Annotated in this window: 18 protein-coding genes; 3 read left to right on the top strand and 15 right to left on the bottom strand. The window is 44.5% G+C overall.

The genetic code is table 11. The features are described from left to right. Window positions 1-38: 38 nt before the first annotated feature. On the top strand, window positions 39-767 hold the full coding sequence (locus tag ANCC_RS09205; protein ID WP_006566918.1) for a hypothetical protein: 729 nt from the start codon (window positions 39-41) through the stop codon (window positions 765-767). A 74-nt stretch (window positions 768-841) separates the two neighbouring features. Here the strand turns inward: ANCC_RS09205 and ANCC_RS09210 are convergent, their stop codons facing one another. From ANCC_RS09210 to ANCC_RS09255, 10 genes are read right to left on the bottom strand one after another with little or no spacing between them, the layout of a single operon-like run. After that, window positions 842-2,281, bottom strand: coding sequence for an NAD-dependent succinate-semialdehyde dehydrogenase (locus ANCC_RS09210; RefSeq protein WP_006566917.1), 1,440 nt, complete (start codon window positions 2,279-2,281; stop codon window positions 842-844). Window positions 2,282-2,283: 2 nt separating this feature from the next. Continuing rightward, window positions 2,284-3,597 carry a phosphopyruvate hydratase gene (gene eno, locus ANCC_RS09215; RefSeq protein ID WP_006566916.1) on the bottom strand — a complete coding sequence of 438 codons (1,314 nt, stop codon included), beginning with the start codon at window positions 3,595-3,597 and terminating at the stop codon, window positions 2,284-2,286. Window positions 3,598-3,610: 13 nt separating this feature from the next. Continuing rightward, entirely contained in the window at window positions 3,611-4,618 is a 1,008-nt protein-coding gene (locus ANCC_RS09220; protein WP_039946559.1) for a phosphotransferase, read from the bottom strand. A gap of 22 nt (window positions 4,619-4,640) precedes the next feature. Continuing rightward, window positions 4,641-5,501, bottom strand: a complete 861-nt coding sequence (locus tag ANCC_RS09225) for a class II fructose-bisphosphate aldolase (RefSeq protein WP_006566914.1) — start codon at window positions 5,499-5,501, stop codon at window positions 4,641-4,643. Between the two features lie 20 nt (window positions 5,502-5,521). Next, complete coding sequence (locus ANCC_RS09230; RefSeq protein ID WP_006566913.1) at window positions 5,522-6,295, bottom strand: DeoR/GlpR family DNA-binding transcription regulator; 774 nt, start codon at window positions 6,293-6,295, stop codon at window positions 5,522-5,524. A gap of 44 nt (window positions 6,296-6,339) precedes the next feature. Then, window positions 6,340-7,386, bottom strand: coding sequence for a zinc-dependent alcohol dehydrogenase (locus ANCC_RS09235; RefSeq protein WP_039946556.1), 1,047 nt, complete (start codon window positions 7,384-7,386; stop codon window positions 6,340-6,342). 14 nt (window positions 7,387-7,400) lie between these two features. Continuing rightward, window positions 7,401-8,228: a PTS system mannose/fructose/sorbose family transporter subunit IID gene (locus tag ANCC_RS09240; RefSeq protein ID WP_006566911.1), complete on the bottom strand. Its 828-nt coding sequence runs from the start codon at window positions 8,226-8,228 to the stop codon at window positions 7,401-7,403. A gap of 14 nt (window positions 8,229-8,242) precedes the next feature. Continuing rightward, on the bottom strand, window positions 8,243-9,061 hold the full coding sequence (locus ANCC_RS09245) for a PTS mannose/fructose/sorbose/N-acetylgalactosamine transporter subunit IIC (RefSeq protein ID WP_039946554.1): 819 nt from the start codon (window positions 9,059-9,061) through the stop codon (window positions 8,243-8,245). A gap of 27 nt (window positions 9,062-9,088) precedes the next feature. Further along, entirely contained in the window at window positions 9,089-9,565 is a 477-nt protein-coding gene (locus ANCC_RS09250; RefSeq protein WP_006566909.1) for a PTS sugar transporter subunit IIB, read from the bottom strand. 12 nt (window positions 9,566-9,577) lie between these two features. After that, complete coding sequence (locus tag ANCC_RS09255) at window positions 9,578-10,015, bottom strand: PTS sugar transporter subunit IIA (protein WP_039946552.1); 438 nt, start codon at window positions 10,013-10,015, stop codon at window positions 9,578-9,580. A gap of 154 nt (window positions 10,016-10,169) precedes the next feature. On the opposite strand from ANCC_RS09255, the gene ANCC_RS09260 reads away from it, so the two are divergent. Then, window positions 10,170-10,958: a DeoR/GlpR family DNA-binding transcription regulator gene (locus ANCC_RS09260; RefSeq protein ID WP_006566907.1), complete on the top strand. Its 789-nt coding sequence runs from the start codon at window positions 10,170-10,172 to the stop codon at window positions 10,956-10,958. A gap of 362 nt (window positions 10,959-11,320) precedes the next feature. On the opposite strand, the gene ANCC_RS09265 is transcribed toward ANCC_RS09260, so the two are convergent. Together ANCC_RS09265 and ANCC_RS09270 are read right to left on the bottom strand one after the other, a co-directional pair. Next, the gene (locus ANCC_RS09265; protein WP_006566906.1) at window positions 11,321-12,634 is read right to left on the bottom strand and encodes an MFS transporter; all 1,314 of its coding nucleotides are present in this window, start codon (window positions 12,632-12,634) and stop codon (window positions 11,321-11,323) included. A gap of 24 nt (window positions 12,635-12,658) precedes the next feature. Continuing rightward, entirely contained in the window at window positions 12,659-13,534 is an 876-nt protein-coding gene (locus ANCC_RS09270) for a phosphodiesterase (RefSeq protein ID WP_006566905.1), read from the bottom strand. A gap of 252 nt (window positions 13,535-13,786) precedes the next feature. Here ANCC_RS09270 and ANCC_RS09275 point away from each other — a divergent pair, with 252 nt between their 5' ends. After that, window positions 13,787-14,908 (top strand): LacI family DNA-binding transcriptional regulator, encoded by a 1,122-nt coding sequence (locus ANCC_RS09275; RefSeq protein ID WP_006566904.1) that lies wholly within the window; start codon window positions 13,787-13,789, stop codon window positions 14,906-14,908. Window positions 14,909-14,996: 88 nt separating this feature from the next. Here ANCC_RS09275 and ilvC read toward each other — a convergent pair whose 3' ends face one another. From ilvC to ANCC_RS09290, 3 genes are all read right to left on the bottom strand, one after another. Then, window positions 14,997-16,013, bottom strand: a complete 1,017-nt coding sequence (gene ilvC / locus ANCC_RS09280) for a ketol-acid reductoisomerase (protein ID WP_039946551.1) — start codon at window positions 16,011-16,013, stop codon at window positions 14,997-14,999. A 69-nt stretch (window positions 16,014-16,082) separates the two neighbouring features. Further along, window positions 16,083-16,583: an acetolactate synthase small subunit gene (gene ilvN / locus ANCC_RS09285; RefSeq protein WP_009289590.1), complete on the bottom strand. Its 501-nt coding sequence runs from the start codon at window positions 16,581-16,583 to the stop codon at window positions 16,083-16,085. Between the two features lie 66 nt (window positions 16,584-16,649). Next, the gene (locus ANCC_RS09290) at window positions 16,650-17,924 is read right to left on the bottom strand and encodes an LCP family protein (RefSeq protein ID WP_006566901.1); all 1,275 of its coding nucleotides are present in this window, start codon (window positions 17,922-17,924) and stop codon (window positions 16,650-16,652) included. Between the last annotated feature and the right edge of the window lie 122 nt (window positions 17,925-18,046).

An 18,046-nucleotide genomic window follows, 5' to 3' on the forward strand; every position in this document is an offset into this window, starting at 1 on the left:
ATTAACATCCAAAAGATAACATATGAAAGGGAGCCCACATGATCAATCTATTAAAATCAAAAATGAATAAATACAACTATAAAGACTGGATTTCCTACTTTAAATCCAATGACCAGCAAAGACTCCACATCGATTTTTCAAAAGAATTGCCTCTGACAGATTCAGAACGAAGGCTCATCACTCCCTCCGTCCGGGCTTTCCAAAAAGGCGAGGGCTCCGACGGCAGACATCTCATGAACACAGTGGAAGCATACATACATCAACATGGTGCTCCTGAATACCGGGAAGCTATGCTATGGTTCATCAAAGAAGAAAACTGGCACTCCGCATATTTAAGAAAATTCATGGATCATCACCACATCAAACCTGCCAAGTCATCTTTTCCCGATAAAGTCTTCCGGAAATTAAGGCAGGCAGGGGGACTGAGATGTGAGATCACCATACTTGTAACAGCTGAAATGATCGCCCTGACCTATTATGACGCCCTGTCAAAGAGCACAGACTCCCCTGCGTTAAAAAGTATCTGCACCCAGATGCTCCGTGATGAACTGCCGCATATTATGTTTCAGTCTCATACGTTAAGCCGGTTCAAAAAACATCCTTTTCATAAATTCATTAGAATCATCACGATGGAAACCACACTGCTTTTCGTATGGGCACAGTTTCACAATGTATATCAGGCCGGAGGATACAGCTTTGTAAAGTTCCTAAAAGAAAATCTGGGTTATCTGCACCAGTCTATTATGCTGGAAGAAATGAAACATTAAAAACACCTGTCTCACCAGTTACACACTTGCATAAACTGGTGAGACAGGTGTTACCTTTGAACAGCTTCTTTTGTTCAAGGAATAATCTTTACTCTCTTTAGTTCGAAATACTCATCCAGTGACCACAAAGAATTATCACACCCCAGGCCTGAGTTACCAATTCCGCAGTGGGGGAGGAATTCCACATCTCCAATTCCGTCCACATTAATCAAAACTTCTCCAGAATTAAAAATCTCCACCGCCTTTGCGATTTCCTTTGTATCATGGCTGAACAGATAAGAAGAAAGTCCTCCGTCCGTATCCGCAGCTTCCGCAAGGATTTCATCATAATCGCTGTACTTAGACAGGGCAGCAATCGGTCCGAAGATTTCCTGCTGGTAGACTTTCATAGATCGGTTACAGTCTAACAATAAAGTAGGTTCAAAGAAAGCACTTCCCTCCGGCATTCCTTCCGGGATCTTTCCGCCGAGTACAAGTCTCGCACCCTTGTCTACAGCATCCTCAACCAAGTCTTCCATAGTCTTCTGGGCGGACTGGTTGATCATAGGTCCTATGATCATGCCCTCATCTGCTCCCTGTCCGACCTTATATTTCTCTAAACGTTCCAGCATCATATCACAGAACTGATCATAGACAGACTCGTGAATATAGATCCTGTTATGATCCACACACATCTGGCCTGAATTTCCCATTTTCATAGATGCAACGGTGTCAGCTGCTGCCGCAAGATCTGCGCTCTCAGACACGATCGTAGGGGCATTTCCTCCCAGCTCAAAGGAAAATCTTTTTACAGATGTTGCGCTGTCACTCATGACCTTTAATGCCGTATCCGTAGAACCTATCAGTCCGATCAGCCGTGGGATCGTACTTGAATTCAGGGCATATCCTAATTCTGAGGAGGACCCGGCAAGGATATTGATCACTCCATCCGGAATTCCTGCTTCCGTGATCAGTTTTCCTAAGAAAAGAGTTGCAAGAGGAGTCTGTGAAGACGGTTTTAACACTGCCGTACATCCGGACCCGATGACCGGACCGATTTTTAACGCCGCATTATACATAGGATAATTCCATGCCAGATGCCCGACAACAACTCCTACCGGACGCTTCTCCACCATGTGATATACGCTTCCGCGCTGCGAGTTATAATCATTTAAAGTAGTACCATAGACCCGCTTTGCCTCTTCTGCATGAAAGCGAAGCACATTCAAGCAAAAACCTGTGTCTCCATATGCTTCTCCGTATGGTTTTCCTGTCTCCAAAGAATTTAACCTGGAAATCTCATCCTGATGCTCCTCCACCAAGTCCGCAAACTTTGACAGCAGTCTGCATCGCTCCATCACGGAAGTTTTACCCCAGGTTTTAAATGTTTCCTGTGCGGTTTCCAATGCCTCTTCTGCCTGTTCTTTTGTGGCAGAACAAAAAGAGTCAACCACTGTATTGTCTGCCGGATTGATCACGTCGATCTTTTTTCCTTTTCCATCTACATAGTTGCCGCCGATAAATAACTGATACATCTTTATACCTCCGTATATGATTTCTTAATCCGTTCAAAGATAGATCCGGACGGATACTCTGCCATAGAATCAAGCTCCTGTTCCATACGGATGCCTTCATTCCATTTTGCAGTCCTCTCTGAGCGGGCAATAGATCCTACCTTCAACTGTCCTGCGTTTGTTGCGATTGCAAGATGCACGATGGTTGCATCCTCAGTCTCCCCGCTTCTGGCACTGACCACCGGAAGATATCCTGCATTCTTTGTGCATTCGATCGCATCCAGTGTCTCTGTGATGCTGCCGATCTGATTCATTTTGATCAGTACGGAATTGCATGCCCCCTGAGAAACTCCATATTGAATCCTTTTGATATTGGTCGTAAATAAATCGTCACCGATGATCTGTATTTTATGGCCCAATTTTTCGGTGATCAGCCTATTTCCTTCCCAGTCAAATTCTGAACAGCAGTCTTCCATAGATACAATGGCGTACTTCTCTGCCCATTCACACAGCAGATCAACGAATTCAGGGGTTGTATACTCCTGCCTTTCCAAGGTGAATTTATATACTCCGCGTTCTCTGTCATAAAACTCGCTGGCTGCAATATCCATAGCGATCCCAATATCCTTTCCGGGAATATAACCGGCTTCTTTGATCCCTTCCGTAAGGAGTCTGAGACCATCCTCGTTACAGGTAAAGTCTGTGGGCCAGAAACCGCCTTCGTCAGCGATGGATAACGGCCGCCCTGATTGTTCAAATACTCTTTTTGTGCCATTATAAACATTTGCGATCATTTCAATGCCCTGTTCAAATGTATCCGCACTCAGGGGAATTGCCAAAAAATCCTGAATATCAATCGAATCTTTGGCATGGGCTCCGCCGCCGATGATCTGAATCATCGGAACCGGAACTGTTTTTGCATTCACTCCGCCAAGATACCGGAACAAAGGCTCATTTTTTGCATTTGCAGCCGCATGAGCGATGGCCATACTGCAGCCGAGAATGGCATTTGCACCAAGTTTACTTTTATTTTCAGTTCCGTCAAGGCCGATCATGAAATGATCGAGCATCGCCTGCTTTGTAGCGTCTTTGCCGATCAGGGCCGGGGCAAGGAACTGTTCTATATTTTCAATGGCCTGACGGACACTTTTTCCGCCGTACTCTGTTTTGCCGTCCCGCAGTTCCAGGGCTTCATAAGCCCCGGTAGAGGCCCCGGACGGAACCGTACCTCTTCCCACTGCACCGCAGTTTAATATAATATCCACTTCCACCGTAGGGTTTGCCCTGGAATCTATTACCTGCCGTGCAATGACCTTGCTGATTAAATAATCTGTCACTGGAACATCCTCCTTATCTCAATTGCTGTCTGAGCATGTTTATTGTTTCATTGTATGTATCCGTATTGCTTTTGATCATGGTCAGGCTGAGTCTCCTGACAAGCTCCTGTTTTTCTTTTTCTTCTGTCAGATATTCTACAGGACTTTTTCCATCAACCCTTGCCAGCATCAGAAGTGCCAGTGTCCGGATAAAGGAATGTTCAAACTCCTGCCGGTCCATGCAGGTTAAAGCATGGAAATACCTTTTCACCGTATAGTCAAGCAGATCCAGGTATTTGCCGGAGCGTTCAGGAAACTTCACTGCTTTCAGGATAAAGTGATTGGAGAGGAACGCCAGATCAAATGCCGGATGTCCGTAATTTGCCACTTCATAGTCTAATACTTTCATGCCATCCTCTGTTACCATTATGTTTTTCGGACTATAATCTCCGTGGATCAATGTGATCCGGCTTTCCATCATTTCATCAGAAACCTTTTGTGCAAATTCAGCGATTTCCGGATGCTTTGTCACTGTAAAATTGATATAAGGAGAAATCCTGAGCGCATAAAAAACATCTTTGTTCTCAAATAAACGGGCAATCTCTTCATTGCCTGCGCAGTGATTGTGAACGGCTGCCAGTGTATCAGCTGCCTTTTCGGCCACTTTGTAATCGATGATGCCTTTCATCAAGTCATCCTTCCACATCAGACATCCGTCCGGCACGGCTTCTCTACCGTAGATATAATTTTCCTGATCATAAAAGTATGTTTCCGGTGCATTCTCCGGCAAAAGGTCATGATAGATCTTATTGCTCTCATATTCGATGTACATCCGGTTTGGGTCACAGAGCCAGGTATCCTTTGTTTTCAGCTGCTCCAATGCCTGTTTAATGATCATTGGCCGGCCATCGATCTCCACATAGGCAACCGTGCAGGAAACACCGCCCCGGCAATAGTGGATCTTATAGGAGGACTCTGTTTTCAGAAGTCCCCGTTCTTCTAAATATCCTGCTAAAACATCTTCTTTTGAAATATAGATCATTTCGCATCTCTCCATTGATGGTTTATTCACGGCTTTTCTTTGTCATAAACACTTCATAATACTCTTTAAGCTTCTCTGTGACTGCCTTTTGGGAAACCGCACACAACTCAAAGTAGTCCATGTTCTCTATTTCTTGTTCATACGCATTCTTGGCAGCATTCATTAAATCTGTATAAATATTGACTTTACTGATTCCAAGGGATACAGCTTTATTCAGATTCTCATATCCTGTTCCTGAACCTCCATGCAGTACCAGCGGAATTTTAATGTTTGCTCTGATGTCCTTTAATCTTTCAAAATCAAGCTTCGGTGTTCCCACGTAATTTCCATGGGCTGTTCCTATGGATACGGCTAAGGAATCTACTCCTGTAGCTTCTGCAAATGCTGCCGCTTCTTCCACCGTGGTTAATTCTGTCGTGTCTTCTCCTGCGCTTTCTTTCACTTCACTGGAGGCTCCTGCCGCGCCGGATCCTACATGGCCAATCTCCGCTTCCACTGTGACATCATGTTTTTTTGCATATTCCACAATTTCTTTTGTGACCCTTACATTTTCATCATAAGGCAGACTTGATCCGTCAAACATGACAGAAGTAAATCCACAGTCAACGGCCTCTTTCACCAGGGAAGGAGTAAATCCATGATCTAAATGTAAGACAATATCCTGTTCCATATTTTCTGCAAAATATTTGACAAGCAGTGCACACTCTTTCAGCGGGAGTGTCTCTGCATGTACTTCCGCCAGGGCAATGATCAGAGGGCTGTCACACTCTTTTGCCGCATTCAGCACACCTTTCAGTGATTCCAAGTTAAATACATCCGCTGCCGGGACCGCGTAGTTAAGATCCCTCGCTTTATTTAACATACGTTTACTGTTTACTAACATGTTGTTTCCTCCTTTTAATCTCAGTTCTTTTTGTTTCCGGACACAATGATATGGCAGGCGGGTATGTATTTGTCATAGATATCACCAGTCAATTTTGAATCCGTTATGATGTGGTCTGCACAGTCTAAAGCCACAATCTGAAAAGCCGATTTCCGACCAAACTTCTGATGCTCACATAAAAAGAATGTTTCATCTGACGCATCAATCGTTGCAACCTTGCTGCCCAGTTCAAATTCTGTGATAGTGGAAAATCCCATTTGAAGGTCCACTCCATTGGCTCCCAGAAAGCATTTCTGAAAGTGCATGGAACGAATCTGCTCCACGGTCATTGTCCCTTCAATGGCTTCTGCATATTTATAGTAAATCCCGCCTAAAAGGATCAGCTGGCAGTCATCGCTGCTGCTGAGGCTCCTGGCAATATTGAGAGAATTGGTAGCGACAGTGATATTCTTGCTTGTCAGGAAAGGCGGCATCAGATCCGTGATGGAACTGCTGTGCAGAAAGACGAAGTCATCATCCCTGATATAGGAAGCCGCTTTCTTAGCGATCTCCATTTTTTCATGATAATTATGGAACCTGCGCTTTGTGTGATCCAGGATCTCATCATTCTTATTGACCTGCACCAGCGCTCCGCCGTGAGTCCGTATAATAAGACCCAGCTGATTCATATTGTTTAATTCCCTTCGAATGGTAGAAGCAGAGACATTAAATTTTTGGGCCAGATCCTCCACGGAAACTTCCTTCTCTTCATCCAGCAGATTCAGTATCTTTAGCTGTCTTTCTTTCTGTTTCATGTTTTCACCTCGCTGCGTACAAAAAGCCTGTAGTCTGTATTACTCTAGAATTTTACAACAACCCTGAACTTATCTCCCTTTACCGCCGATTCAAAGGCCTGTTTGATGTCCTCTGCTTCATAGATCTCACTTACAAAAGGACGTAGGTCCAGTACTCCTGAGGAAACCATCTGGGCTGCCCGCATAAAGTCACGGCTGTTGGAATTGGCAGTTCCCAGGATCTGAATGGATTTTCCGTGAACCCAGTTGGGATCAAACGGTACGGGTTCTGCCGGGTGGATGGAACTGTATAACACAATCTTTCCTGTATTTCCGACACACTGGAATGCATCCTCCACAACAGAAGGAATCGGTGTGGTGTCAAAAATCACCTGTGCTTTTCTTCCATTGGTGATGTCACTGACACGTTCTGCCAGATTTTCCTTTGCCGGATTGATCACAAATTTTGCTCCCAGCTCTAAAGCCAAAGCAGTTCGCTCTTCGTTTACATCAGATACGATGACTGCCGCCCCTTGTTTGGCACAGATTGCTGTGTGAAGAAGCCCCATAATGCCGCACCCAATGACCAGAACAGTATCACCCAGCTGAACATCCGCTGTCTCCACACTGTGGACAACACAGGAAACCGGTTCGATCACCGCTGCCTGTTCGGGCTCCACATTGTCATACTTGAACAGACATTCCGGAGCCGCAAGCATATATTTGCTCAAACCGCCCATTCCATGGTACGGCATTCCTTCCAAATGCGCACTGTGGTTAAAATGTTCACAGCTCTGCTCATTTCCGGTCTTACAGTAATAACAGTTGCGGCAGGGAAGCGTAGCTCCTATGACAACCTTGTCTCCGATGTTCCATTCCGCCGGGTCCACATCTTCTCCAAGTTCTACGATATGTCCTGCGATTTCATGTCCTCCGATGAATGGGAACTCTACCTTATTCACTCCGGTATAAACCCTCTGTTCCCACGTACAGATGGCCGATGCGTCTATTTTTACAAGTATTTTATTGCCTGCCGCCCCGGGCTTGTCACAGGTTTCCAGTTCAATCTTCTTTACATCCCTGAACACCGCTGTTTTCATTGTCTCAGACATTTTCATTTTCCTCCTTATCCCAGGATTCCTGTCAATCCTAAAACTGCTCCTAAAACTGCAAGGATCAGCATAACGGTTGTCGATTTCATCTTTCTGTCTTTCAGTAAATAAAGGGTCAGCAGTGTAATTCCCAGAGGGAGCATTCCCTTCAGAAGTTTATCCAGCACATCTGCCTGCAGCGCCAGACTGGTTGCGCCGACCTTGATTTTCATTGTAGATGCCGCACTTACATAGTTGGCTGTGAGGGAACCGAGCACCGTTGCACCCATGATGGACGCTGCCGAGATCAGCTGCTTCATCTTTCCGCCGCTTAAAATCGCCTCCACTCCGGTCTTACCAGTTTTATAACCCCTCATATACATAAAGTACGCGATGGGAAGCATTACGGCAGCCATCAGGGCCGAGAAAGCCACAGCACCCATGACATTTCCCCCGGATGCAATACTGATTCCCACAGCCAGCAAAATCGGTGTCAGCGTTCCCTGCCACAGGGTATCTCCGATTCCGGCCATTGGCCCCATCAGACCGGTCTTTACACTGTTGATGGCATCATCTGTAATCTCCGCCCCGTTCGCCCGTTCTTCTTCCATGGCGATGACCATTCCGTTGACAATACCGCCAAAATGAGGTTCTGTGTTGTAAAATGCCATATGCCGTTCCATAAACTTCTTCTGCTCTTCTTTGTTATCCGGATATAACTTTTCCGGAAGATGAGACATGGACTGTAAAACACCGCTGGCCTGAAGCCGCTCATAGTTGTAGTTGGAATGTGAAAAAAACGTCCATTTCCAAAATGCCTTTACCACATCTTTTTTGCTCAATGCTGCTCTTTTCTCTGCCATTGTTCCTTCCCTCCTTATTCAAAATCATCGTCAAAGTCATCATCCGGACCGGCTCCGCCCGCCATAGCCGGCACTGCCGCATCGTCTATTTTAGCAATGATGGATGTATAGATATAAGCTACGATTCCTGCAATAATGGCAATCGGCATGGTCTCAAGATTCAGATATACAGCAACGATGAATCCGAGGATGTACCACAATAAAATGCCCGGTTTGCTGATAGCGCGCAGATTCATGGCAATACCGATTGCCGGGAGGAGTCCTCCGATCACCTCCAGTGCCTGCAGCGGCCTTCCCTCCAATGCATGGATAATATCTGTGACAGCACCGGATCCAAAATAACAGCCCAATGCTACCGGAATACAGCCAAGGAAGAAAGCAAAGATTTGAGGCGGCACTATATGTAGAAATTTCGCTTTTTTCATGTTTCCTTCTGCCGCTGCCCGGTCGATGGCATGGACAAAAAACACATCTACCGTCATATGAATCACCCAAATGATGGTTCCCAGCAGTCCGATCGGCACTGCTATGGCAATGGCCGCTGTAGGTTTGACTCCTCCTGCGATGGCCAGCGCAGTTCCCAGCGTTCCTGCAAGACCCGGGTCCGTAGGTGGTGCCCCGCCTGCTGAAATGTAAGCGATGAACGGCAGCTGGATCGCTGCACCGATAATAGCTCCCTGTACGGGATCTCCCATAATACATCCTACCAGCACACCCGCTACCAATGGTTTCTGAATAATGGTGCTTCCCAGGGCCGTGAGCCATGGGGTACCTGTGATTCCCAGATAATAGACAACACCGATTAAGATTGCCTGCCATAATGAAATATTCATAGTTTTTCCACCTTTCCCACACATTTTTTAAAGTAATTTTGATACATCAACTTTTGCGTCCTCTGCAATGATTTGGATTTCTGTCTTACAGCCAGACTGAATGATCTTTTTCAGAATCTCTTTCTCCTCCTCTGTCGCAGAAATGTTTTTGTAGAACTTTTCCCGTCCAGGAGCTGCCCCCATTCCTCCGATGTTTAAATGTTCAAATTCCACCCCCTCTTCAATCAATGAAAGCACCGTATCCGGATACTTTACCAGAATAATGACCTTATCTCCCTGTTTAAATCCCCTTTTCAGCCTGGCCGCCGCTTTCTCAACCGTAAACAGTCCAAGTCCCACATTGGAAGGAACTGCGTTTTTTAATACAGTCTTCATGAACGTATCATTGGCAGTTCCGTTATCGATCACCATAATTTTATTTGCTCCTGTATAGTTCAGCCATGAAGTCATTACCTGTCCGTGAATCAGCCGGTCATCAATCCTTGTCAATACGATTTCTTTCATTGTGCCTCCCTCCTAAATCTCATTATCCATTTCCGCTGCTTCTGCCATGAGCTCCTCGAATCTTTTATGCAGCAGAACAGGATCTTTTTTACCCTCTTCTTCACAAATATCACACAGTTCCTGCAGGTCTGTCCCTTCCCTCATCATGACTGCCTGAACGAGCATCCCCATGTTGACGCCGGCAATGGCACGTATGTCATGTTCCATAGAGAAACATTTCATCACTGTGTTTGCAGGACTTCCTCCCAGTATATCCACAAATACCAGCACGCCGTCTCCGTCATCCAATTCCCGAATGAGCATTTTTATCCTATCCTCAAATTCCCCAATACCGTCCCCGTGACACAGCCCTATCGTCTCGGCTTTTTCCTGTTTTCCTGCGATCAGTTCCACAGCGTTTAACAGCCCTTCCGCAAACTTTCCATGAGTTGCCACTAAAATTCCAACCATTCTTCTTCCTCCTTCTATATCTAAATTATAGAAGGTCTGTTCTCTGCGTTCAATTGATTTGCTCACTATTTTCAACTATTTTATTCCCATTTGAGCATTTTTGATTTGAAACTGTGCACTTTAAGTGATATGATCTTTAAAAGGAGGTATATATATGAATCACAAAGAAAGACAACTGCAGATCTTAAATCTGCTGAATGAAGAAAAAGAAGTGTCAGTAGAAGACCTGGCCAAAAAGTTCAATGTCTCCGCATCCACAATACGAAGAGAATTAAACAGCATGAACAAACTGGGACTGATTATCCGGACCCATGGCGGCGCACTGGTACAGGTCAATAAAAATGATGAGATCCTGGATCACACAAAGAGAAAATTTCATAATTACCATGAAAAAATGGAGATTGCAAAAAAAGCCGCTTCTTACATAAAAGACAATGAATTTGTTTTTCTGCACAGCAGTTCGATTACAGACCTGATGCCGCCGTTTTTAACCGCTAAAAATATAACGGTTGCCACTAACTCGCTGAATATTGCAAAAAGCCTGACAGAAGCCGATGACTGTCAGCTGCTCTTAATCGGAGGACTTTATTATAAATATGCGGAAGCCATTGAAGGAACAATGACCGTAGAACAGATCCATTCCATGCACTTCCAAAAAGCTTTTTTAGGAGCCAATGGCGTAGACCTTGAGATGGGCTTCTCAACTATAACAGAATTTGAACTGGGCAGTAAAATTGCGACTGTAAATGCGTCTGATGAGACCTTTTTTCTGTGTGAACATCAGAAATTCGGCCGGAAATCAGCCTTCCAGATTGTCGGGCTGGAAGAAGTAAATCATATTATAACAGACTCAAAACTGCCGGATGAAACCTGCAAAAAGTATTCCGCCGCCTGCCACATCATCCTGTCAGGAAGCAAAAAGCAAAAAAAGACACCATGTTAAGGTGTCTTTTTTGGTGAATCATATTTATGAGAAAATTGTGAGTTATTCACCACTATTTCCGTTGCGCTTTGAAATGCGTTCCTCCAATAGTGCTAAAAAACTATCGTTGGACGGTTCCATTTGTTTGGTGGATACTTATCCAGCAGATATTACGTCCATTTTGACCAATTTTGAGGCCTTGCATTCGAAGAGATGTTAGTTTTTCTTCTTTCAGAAAAGGCTCGGAGGTGGTGTGCAAAGCACAGTGAGGCCGCCCCCGCGCCAGCGAGTTCCGAACGGGCCACCGCAGAGACTTTACTGAAAGTTAGAAAATCTTACATCTCTGAGACAGCAAGCCGGAAAACTGGTCAAAATGTCATAGTTTATTTCATGCCCCGGTCATGCCGGTATTTTAAAGCAATGGCACAGGCCACACTGATCAAAGCGACAATGGTGGAATAGATCCCTACATAAATGGTATCTCCTTTTCCATAGTCGATCAGCAGTGTACAGATGGTCGGCACAAGACCGGCTACCAGGAAACTCGGCACGTGATAAACAAAGGAAATGCCGGAGTATCTCACTTCTGTTTCAAAATAAGAAGACCAGAGTCCGCTGATGACTGCCCAGATTAAATTGTAGGCAATGCTCCATCCGAGAACAACTCCCATGATGGTAACAAACAGATTTCCGCCGCTCAGCTCAATGACTTTTAATGTCGGAATACTGAGAAACGCCGATGCCAGCCCTCCGATGACAAAAGTTCTGGTCATACCGAACTTTTGTGCACACCATCCGCCGAACAGTGTAAATGGAATCTTGAAAACACATGCAACGATAGTAATGATATAAGTCTGGATCAATGGCATACCGAGCCATCCGATGCAGTAAGATAAAATCCACACAATAAAGATATTATAAAATGTTCCGTCTACCCAGCGGGTTCCGCATCCGAGAAGCAGCGTTTTCCAATATCCTTTTACCATAGGGATAAATCCTACCTTCTGCTTCTTCCCCTCGGCTTCCTGAGCCTCTAATTTTGCCTGGGCTTTCTTGAAGTCTTCCGTCTCCATCGTGATACCTTTTAAATAGACAACAATCAGTGTCAATATGATTGCTGACAAAAACGGGATTCTCCAGCCCCAGTTAAAAAAGATCTCTTCAGGCAGTACCAACGTCGGTACTGCAATTAAAATGGAGGATAATCCGAATCCTATCGGAAGGCCGATCTGCGGAATCGCTGCGTAGAAAGCCCGCTTATTCTCCGGCACATTTTCAAAAGCCATCAGGATACCGCCTCCCCATGTTCCTCCGCGTCCAAAGCACTGCAGCAGTCGCATAAGCTGAAGTACGACCACGACCCAAATGCCCGCCGTTGCTGCCGACGGCAAAATTCCGATAATAGATGTTGAGATGCCCATCATTAATAAAGAGGCATACATTGTAACTTTGCGTCCCTTCCGGTCACCAATGTGTCCAAAAAACACTGCTCCAAACGGCCCTGCTATGTATCCGATGGCAAAAGACATATAAGAAAGGATCAATGCGGTAGTGCCGTCCCCGGACTGTGAGAAAAATACTTTTGCAAACACAGTTCCTGCAGCAGTGCCGTATAGTAAAAAGCAATACCATTGAACGGCACTTTCAAACAGGGTAACTGCGGCAATTTTCCTAAGACTTAATTTTTGCTCTCCCATAGTTTATTCTCCTTTTTCAGACGATTAATGGCCTTCTCCTTCATAATATTTAAATGGCCAGGGGCCGGAATAATCTGCGCCTGTGGGGATGATCATATAATGGGTATTTACCATGTCATTCTGCAGATCATGAATTAAATATCCGGGATTGCCAAGGAAGAAGCGGTCTCCTCCCCCTTTGAAATGATCAGCCAGTTCTTCCTGAGTGACATCCGGTCCGTCTTTTGTCCTGAAGTCTACTTCCATCTGCATGGCGATCGGCGGACAAGTCACACAGGACACTCCCTGCCATGAAGTAAAGATACCTGTGTGCATATGGCCGCAGCAAAGACGGACATTTTTATGTTTCTTTAAAATTGCGGCCAGCCGGTCAGCCTGTGCAAACCCCTCATCCATCGCTGCCAGCCCGGTAGTAAAAGGCGGGTGATGGGTAAATACCAAAGTAGGTTTGTTTGGATATTCAATAATTTTCTTCTCCAGCCATTCTGCGACCTCATCCGTCAGTCCGCCGTAATGGCAGTCCGGAATCATGGTATCAATGATAATCGCACGAATCAGCCCGTCATCTAAGGTGTAGCAAATATAAGGTTTAATATCGTCTTCCACCGGTGCATTTTCAGGGAACATACGGAGGAAAAAATCCCGTTTGTCATGATTGCCGGGAACTACAAAGTAAGGACGTGGAAGCTTATCTAATCCGTCCCTGATGATCTCATATCCTTCCTGTGTTCCTCCGTCGGCCAGATCTCCAGTCACAACAAAAAATTCAGGTAATTCATATGGTTTTAATTTTGAAAAGTACTCGATTGTTTGGTTTAATGCAGCGATCGTGTCCGCTTTCTGGAAAGACAGTTTCCCGTCCCCTCTCAAATGAAAATCAGAAATTTGTATAATTCTCATAATTCTTAAACCTCCTTAGGAATCGTTGATTCACATGAATTGGTGTGTTATAATAAATTAAAATTTTAATAAAACATTCCGGAATTTTATTTAAATTTAACTTTTCTTTACTTAAATTTTAATCCAGACCCGTTAAATTATCAAATTATTTAAATTATTTTCAATAAACTTTGGAATAATATACAGTTTCAATTAAAATATTTTGTATATATTATATAAAGCCCAATTAAAATTTTAATAAGGAGGACCGCCATGGCCAATAAAAAGAGTGTGACGATGAAAGATATTGCAAAGGATACGGACATTTCCGTTTCTGCTGTTTCCATGATCTTAAACCGAAGATCTGATGTCTCCTTCTCCAAAGAAACGGTGGCAAAAGTACTGGAGTCCGCAAAACGTCTGGGATATGAGTTAAGCCATGAGAAAAAAGACACTGCTCTCAGATCCCCCTCTTCTGCACAGATCAAAAAAGTAATCGCTGTTTTTTGCCCCAATATCTTCAACTCTTATTATGCAACGATTGCCCAGTCCATCGAGCAGTCCGCTTATAAAAAAGGATATAAGACCCTAATCTTTACTACGTTTCGCGAAGTAAAGAAAGAACACGAACTGGTCATGGATGCCATCCATATGAACGTGGAAGGAATCATATTCACTATGATACCCAACGATCCGGGATTTGTCGAAAAGGTTGCCAAACAGTTTCCTATTGTCGTGATCGGTGACAAGACTTCTTCCATCAACATCGATATTATTGAAACAAACAATTATACTGCAGGGGTTCTGGTAGCTGAACACCTGCACAGTTTAGGGCATCGGCATATCGCTTTTCTGACAACGACGATCACTCCTGACGTATCCCTGGCCATGCGGTATCAGAGGCTGAAGGCCATTCAGAATACTTATGCAAAATTATGCGCAAATGAGCCCTATGACGTCATCGTAAGAGAACAAAAGGTTGATTCTCAATATGAACGAAATCATTTGTCACTGGAATACGATGTGGGATATCAGCTGTGTATGGACTGCCTGGAAGACCGGGGACTGTCCGGTATCACTGCTTTTGTCGGGAATAACGATATGGTTGCCTATGGTATCATGGATGCGGTTTTAAAGAAAGGATATAAGATTCCAAGAGATTTCAGCGTGTGCAGCTTTGACAATGATTTTCCTTCCGGTCTGCTTCCGGTCTCACTGACCACAGTGGAACATTATATGGAGGAGAAAGGACGGAAGGCTTTTGACACGATTTATCAAAAAATCCAGTGGAATGAAACTCCGGAGCAAAAAAGCCAATACTTTATCCGAATCGAGTACAAGCCTTATCTCATTGTCAGAGATTCGACCAACCGCGCAAGGCAGCAGAAGAGATAAACATAATAGAACGAACTTTCCCATAGTATCAGAAAAAACCGGAGTGCACATGCGCTCCGGTTTTATATGTAAGATCAATAATCAAATATTAGTTGTTGATCAGTTTGTCTTCATCAGACCAGCTGTATAAGCTTCTGATCTCTTCCCCGACAACTTCTGCCGGATGTTCGGAAGCTAACTTTCTCATAGCCTTGAAGTGAACCTGGCTTCCTGCATCGGACATATCTACTAAGAAGTCTTTTGCGAAAGTTCCGTCCTGGATATCGGAAAGGATCTTCTTCATCGCTTTCTTTGTATCTTCTGTGATGATCTTCGGTCCTGTGATGTAGTCACCGTATTCTGCAGTGTTGGAGATAGAGTATCTCATTCCTGAGAATCCTGACTGGTAGATCAAATCTACGATCAGTTTCATCTCATGGATACACTCAAAGTATGCGTTTCTCGGATCATATCCTGCTTCAACTAATGTCTCGAAGCCGGCCTGCATCAGTGCACAAACACCGCCGCAGAGCACTGCCTGTTCTCCGAAGAGGTCTGTTTCTGTCTCTGTTCTGAAAGTAGTCTCAAGAACACCTGCTCTTGCTCCGCCGATCGCCAGTGCATATGCCAAAGCCATATCTAATGCTTTTCCTGTAGCATCCTGCTCTACAGCAACTAAACAAGGAACACCTTTTCCTTCTTCGTATTCGCTTCTTACAGTATGTCCAGGTCCTTTAGGCGCGATCATTGTTACGTCTACGTCTTTAGGAGGCACGATACATCCAAAATGAATGTTGAAGCCATGAGCGAACATGAGCATATTTCCTGCTTCTAAGTTCGGCTCGATATCATTTTTGTACATTGTAGCCTGCTTTTCATCGTTGATCAGAATCATGATGATGTCTGCTTTTTTTGCAGCCTCAGCAGCTGTATATACTTCAAATCCCTGTTCTTCTGCTCTCTTCCAGGATTTGCTTCCTTCATATAATCCGATGATAACATTGCATCCGGACTCTTTTGCGTTAAGGGCATGTGCATGTCCCTGACTTCCGTAACCGATCACCGCGATGGTCTTTCCGTCTAAAAGTGATAAGTTACAGTCTTCTTGATAATAAATCTTTGCCATTTTACATTCCTCCATTTTCTAGGCTTTATAAGTAAGGGGTATTCCCATACCTTTTAATTAAATGTGTGCCTATTTGACAAGTCTCGGCACGGATTCCCCGCGAGAAAGCCCGGTGAGTCCGGTTCTCACAAGTTCCAGAATATCAAAGCCTTCCAGAAGATTTATGAAAGCTTCAATTTTATTTACATTTCCGGTAAGCTCGATCATCAGTGAATCTTTTGACACGTCCACAACTTTGGCTCTGAAAATGTCGGCGATCGTGATGATCTCCTGTTTTTCAGACTTTCCTGTGCGGATTTTGACTAAGATAAGTTCTCTGCAGACAGAGGTCGGGTTTTCCAGTTCCACAAGCGTTATGACATCCTCAAGCTTGATCAGCTGATTCTTGATCTGTGCCAGAATGGTATCATCCCCGCTGACCGCGATCGTCATTCGTGAATACTTCTCATCCTGCGTCTTACAGGCTGTAATACTGTCGATATTATAGCCTCTGCGGCTGAACAGTCCGGATATACGGCTTAGTACCCCCGGGTTGTTTTCCGCCACGATAGATAGTACGATCTGTTTCATAGACGACTTCATCCTCCTAACAATTCTATCAATTCTAATATTCAGTGTCAAGAAATCACTGAAAAACTATTCTTCTGCGTTTCCCTGACTTGTATTTTCTGGTTTCGCAGCCGTTGTGGCATGGGTAGTAGCCTGGGTCTGCTGTTCTGTTGTAGCTTGTGTAGCCGCTGTCGTAGCCGGTCTTTTGGTCGATGTGGAAGCCGGCCTGCTTGTGCCGCTCGTAGACGAAGTGGAGTAGCCGCTTCCCGCAGATCCTCCTGAGTTATTATATCCCGTATTTCCGGACGAGGTACTTCCGGATGAAGTATTCGATACCCCCGAATATCCGAAGGTCTCCACACCGCTCAATCCGCCGTACTCCTTGGCAAAGGCCTCATCAGATCCGTCTCCCGCCTTTCCGTCTCCGAAGATAAAGTAGTTCATGGCAGCTTTGTTTGCATTGAAATTTATGAAGAAGACAAACATGTTATGCTGTGCCCTTCCCATCTTATAGGAACCTTCGATCGGTATTCTCATCTGGTCGATATCTGTCGTGCCCATCTTGATCACAGATGCCGCCAGACCTTTGATGTAGTCAGCATCCATGTCGGTGGAAACATCGCTTAATACCTTCAAAGCAATATCCAGAATCTTTGTGAGACTCTGGCCTTTGACTTTATCAAAGGTAGCCTGCATAACTGCCCTCTGGCGGCCGGTACGGCCGAAATCCCCATCTCCGTATTTCTTAGATACCACATAGCGTATCCTGGAATAGCCGAGAGCCTGGTTTCCGTTCAGGGTATGTTTTCCTGCTTTTACATTGCGGTATTTTTTCTTGGAAATATAATTGGTCGTATTCAGGTACTGTGCCTCTTTTTCTTCGAGGTCGATCTCGATACCGCCCACTTCATTGATGACTTTTTCAAAAGTGTCGAAATCTACGACACAGTATTTATCGATCTTGATTCCAAAGTTCTTCGCAATGGTCTGATAAAGCAGCTCCACGCCTCCATATGCATATGCAGAATTCAGCTTATCCCTTCCGTGTCCAGGGATCTCTACATAGATATCTCTCATAATGGAAGTAAGCTTCAGTTCTTTTGTCTTAAAATTAATCGTTGCGATCATCGAAGAATCGGACCGCCCGGCCGCTTCTTCGTCGGATCTCCGGTCAGAACCGACCAGCAGGATATTCACAACATCCTCATCAAACTTCACATCACCTACATCTACACTTCCTAAATCACCGGTCTTATTGATGGCAGCTTCAAGCCTGGCATCATAATATCCAAGAACTCCTCCCGCCGCAACGGATATTACTAAAAATATGCCCAAAATGATTTTATATGTCTTCAGCGTCATGCTACTCCTCCTGAATTGCTATTTATTAGTCTACAATTATAGCACATTATATCAGAAAACAACAGACAGTTTCTTAATTAAACCTGAAGATTTTACAATGTTTGTGCCGTTTCGACTTTATG

The organism is Anaerostipes caccae L1-92, assembly GCF_014467075.1.
In the GTDB taxonomy this organism is placed as follows: Bacteria; Bacillota; Clostridia; order Lachnospirales; family Lachnospiraceae; genus Anaerostipes; species Anaerostipes caccae.

Coding starts and splice junctions, on each gene's coding strand:
- ANCC_RS09205 (WP_006566918.1), top strand. CDS start 39: ATGATCAATCTATTAAAATCAAAAATGAATAAATACAACTATAAAGAC.
- ANCC_RS09210 (WP_006566917.1), bottom strand. CDS start 2,281: ATGTATCAGTTATTTATCGGCGGCAACTATGTAGATGGAAAAGGAAAA.
- ANCC_RS09220 (WP_039946559.1), bottom strand. CDS start 4,618: ATGATCTATATTTCAAAAGAAGATGTTTTAGCAGGATATTTAGAAGAA.
- ANCC_RS09225 (WP_006566914.1), bottom strand. CDS start 5,501: ATGTTAGTAAACAGTAAACGTATGTTAAATAAAGCGAGGGATCTTAAC.
- ANCC_RS09230 (WP_006566913.1), bottom strand. CDS start 6,295: ATGAAACAGAAAGAAAGACAGCTAAAGATACTGAATCTGCTGGATGAA.
- ANCC_RS09235 (WP_039946556.1), bottom strand. CDS start 7,386: ATGTCTGAGACAATGAAAACAGCGGTGTTCAGGGATGTAAAGAAGATT.
- ANCC_RS09240 (WP_006566911.1), bottom strand. CDS start 8,228: ATGGCAGAGAAAAGAGCAGCATTGAGCAAAAAAGATGTGGTAAAGGCA.
- ANCC_RS09245 (WP_039946554.1), bottom strand. CDS start 9,061: ATGAATATTTCATTATGGCAGGCAATCTTAATCGGTGTTGTCTATTAT.
- ANCC_RS09250 (WP_006566909.1), bottom strand. CDS start 9,565: ATGAAAGAAATCGTATTGACAAGGATTGATGACCGGCTGATTCACGGA.
- ANCC_RS09255 (WP_039946552.1), bottom strand. CDS start 10,015: ATGGTTGGAATTTTAGTGGCAACTCATGGAAAGTTTGCGGAAGGGCTG.
- ANCC_RS09260 (WP_006566907.1), top strand. CDS start 10,170: ATGAATCACAAAGAAAGACAACTGCAGATCTTAAATCTGCTGAATGAA.
- ANCC_RS09265 (WP_006566906.1), bottom strand. CDS start 12,634: ATGGGAGAGCAAAAATTAAGTCTTAGGAAAATTGCCGCAGTTACCCTG.
- ANCC_RS09270 (WP_006566905.1), bottom strand. CDS start 13,534: ATGAGAATTATACAAATTTCTGATTTTCATTTGAGAGGGGACGGGAAA.
- ANCC_RS09275 (WP_006566904.1), top strand. CDS start 13,787: ATGGCCAATAAAAAGAGTGTGACGATGAAAGATATTGCAAAGGATACG.
- ilvC (WP_039946551.1), bottom strand. CDS start 16,013: ATGGCAAAGATTTATTATCAAGAAGACTGTAACTTATCACTTTTAGAC.
- ilvN (WP_009289590.1), bottom strand. CDS start 16,583: ATGAAACAGATCGTACTATCTATCGTGGCGGAAAACAACCCGGGGGTA.
- ANCC_RS09290 (WP_006566901.1), bottom strand. CDS start 17,924: ATGACGCTGAAGACATATAAAATCATTTTGGGCATATTTTTAGTAATA.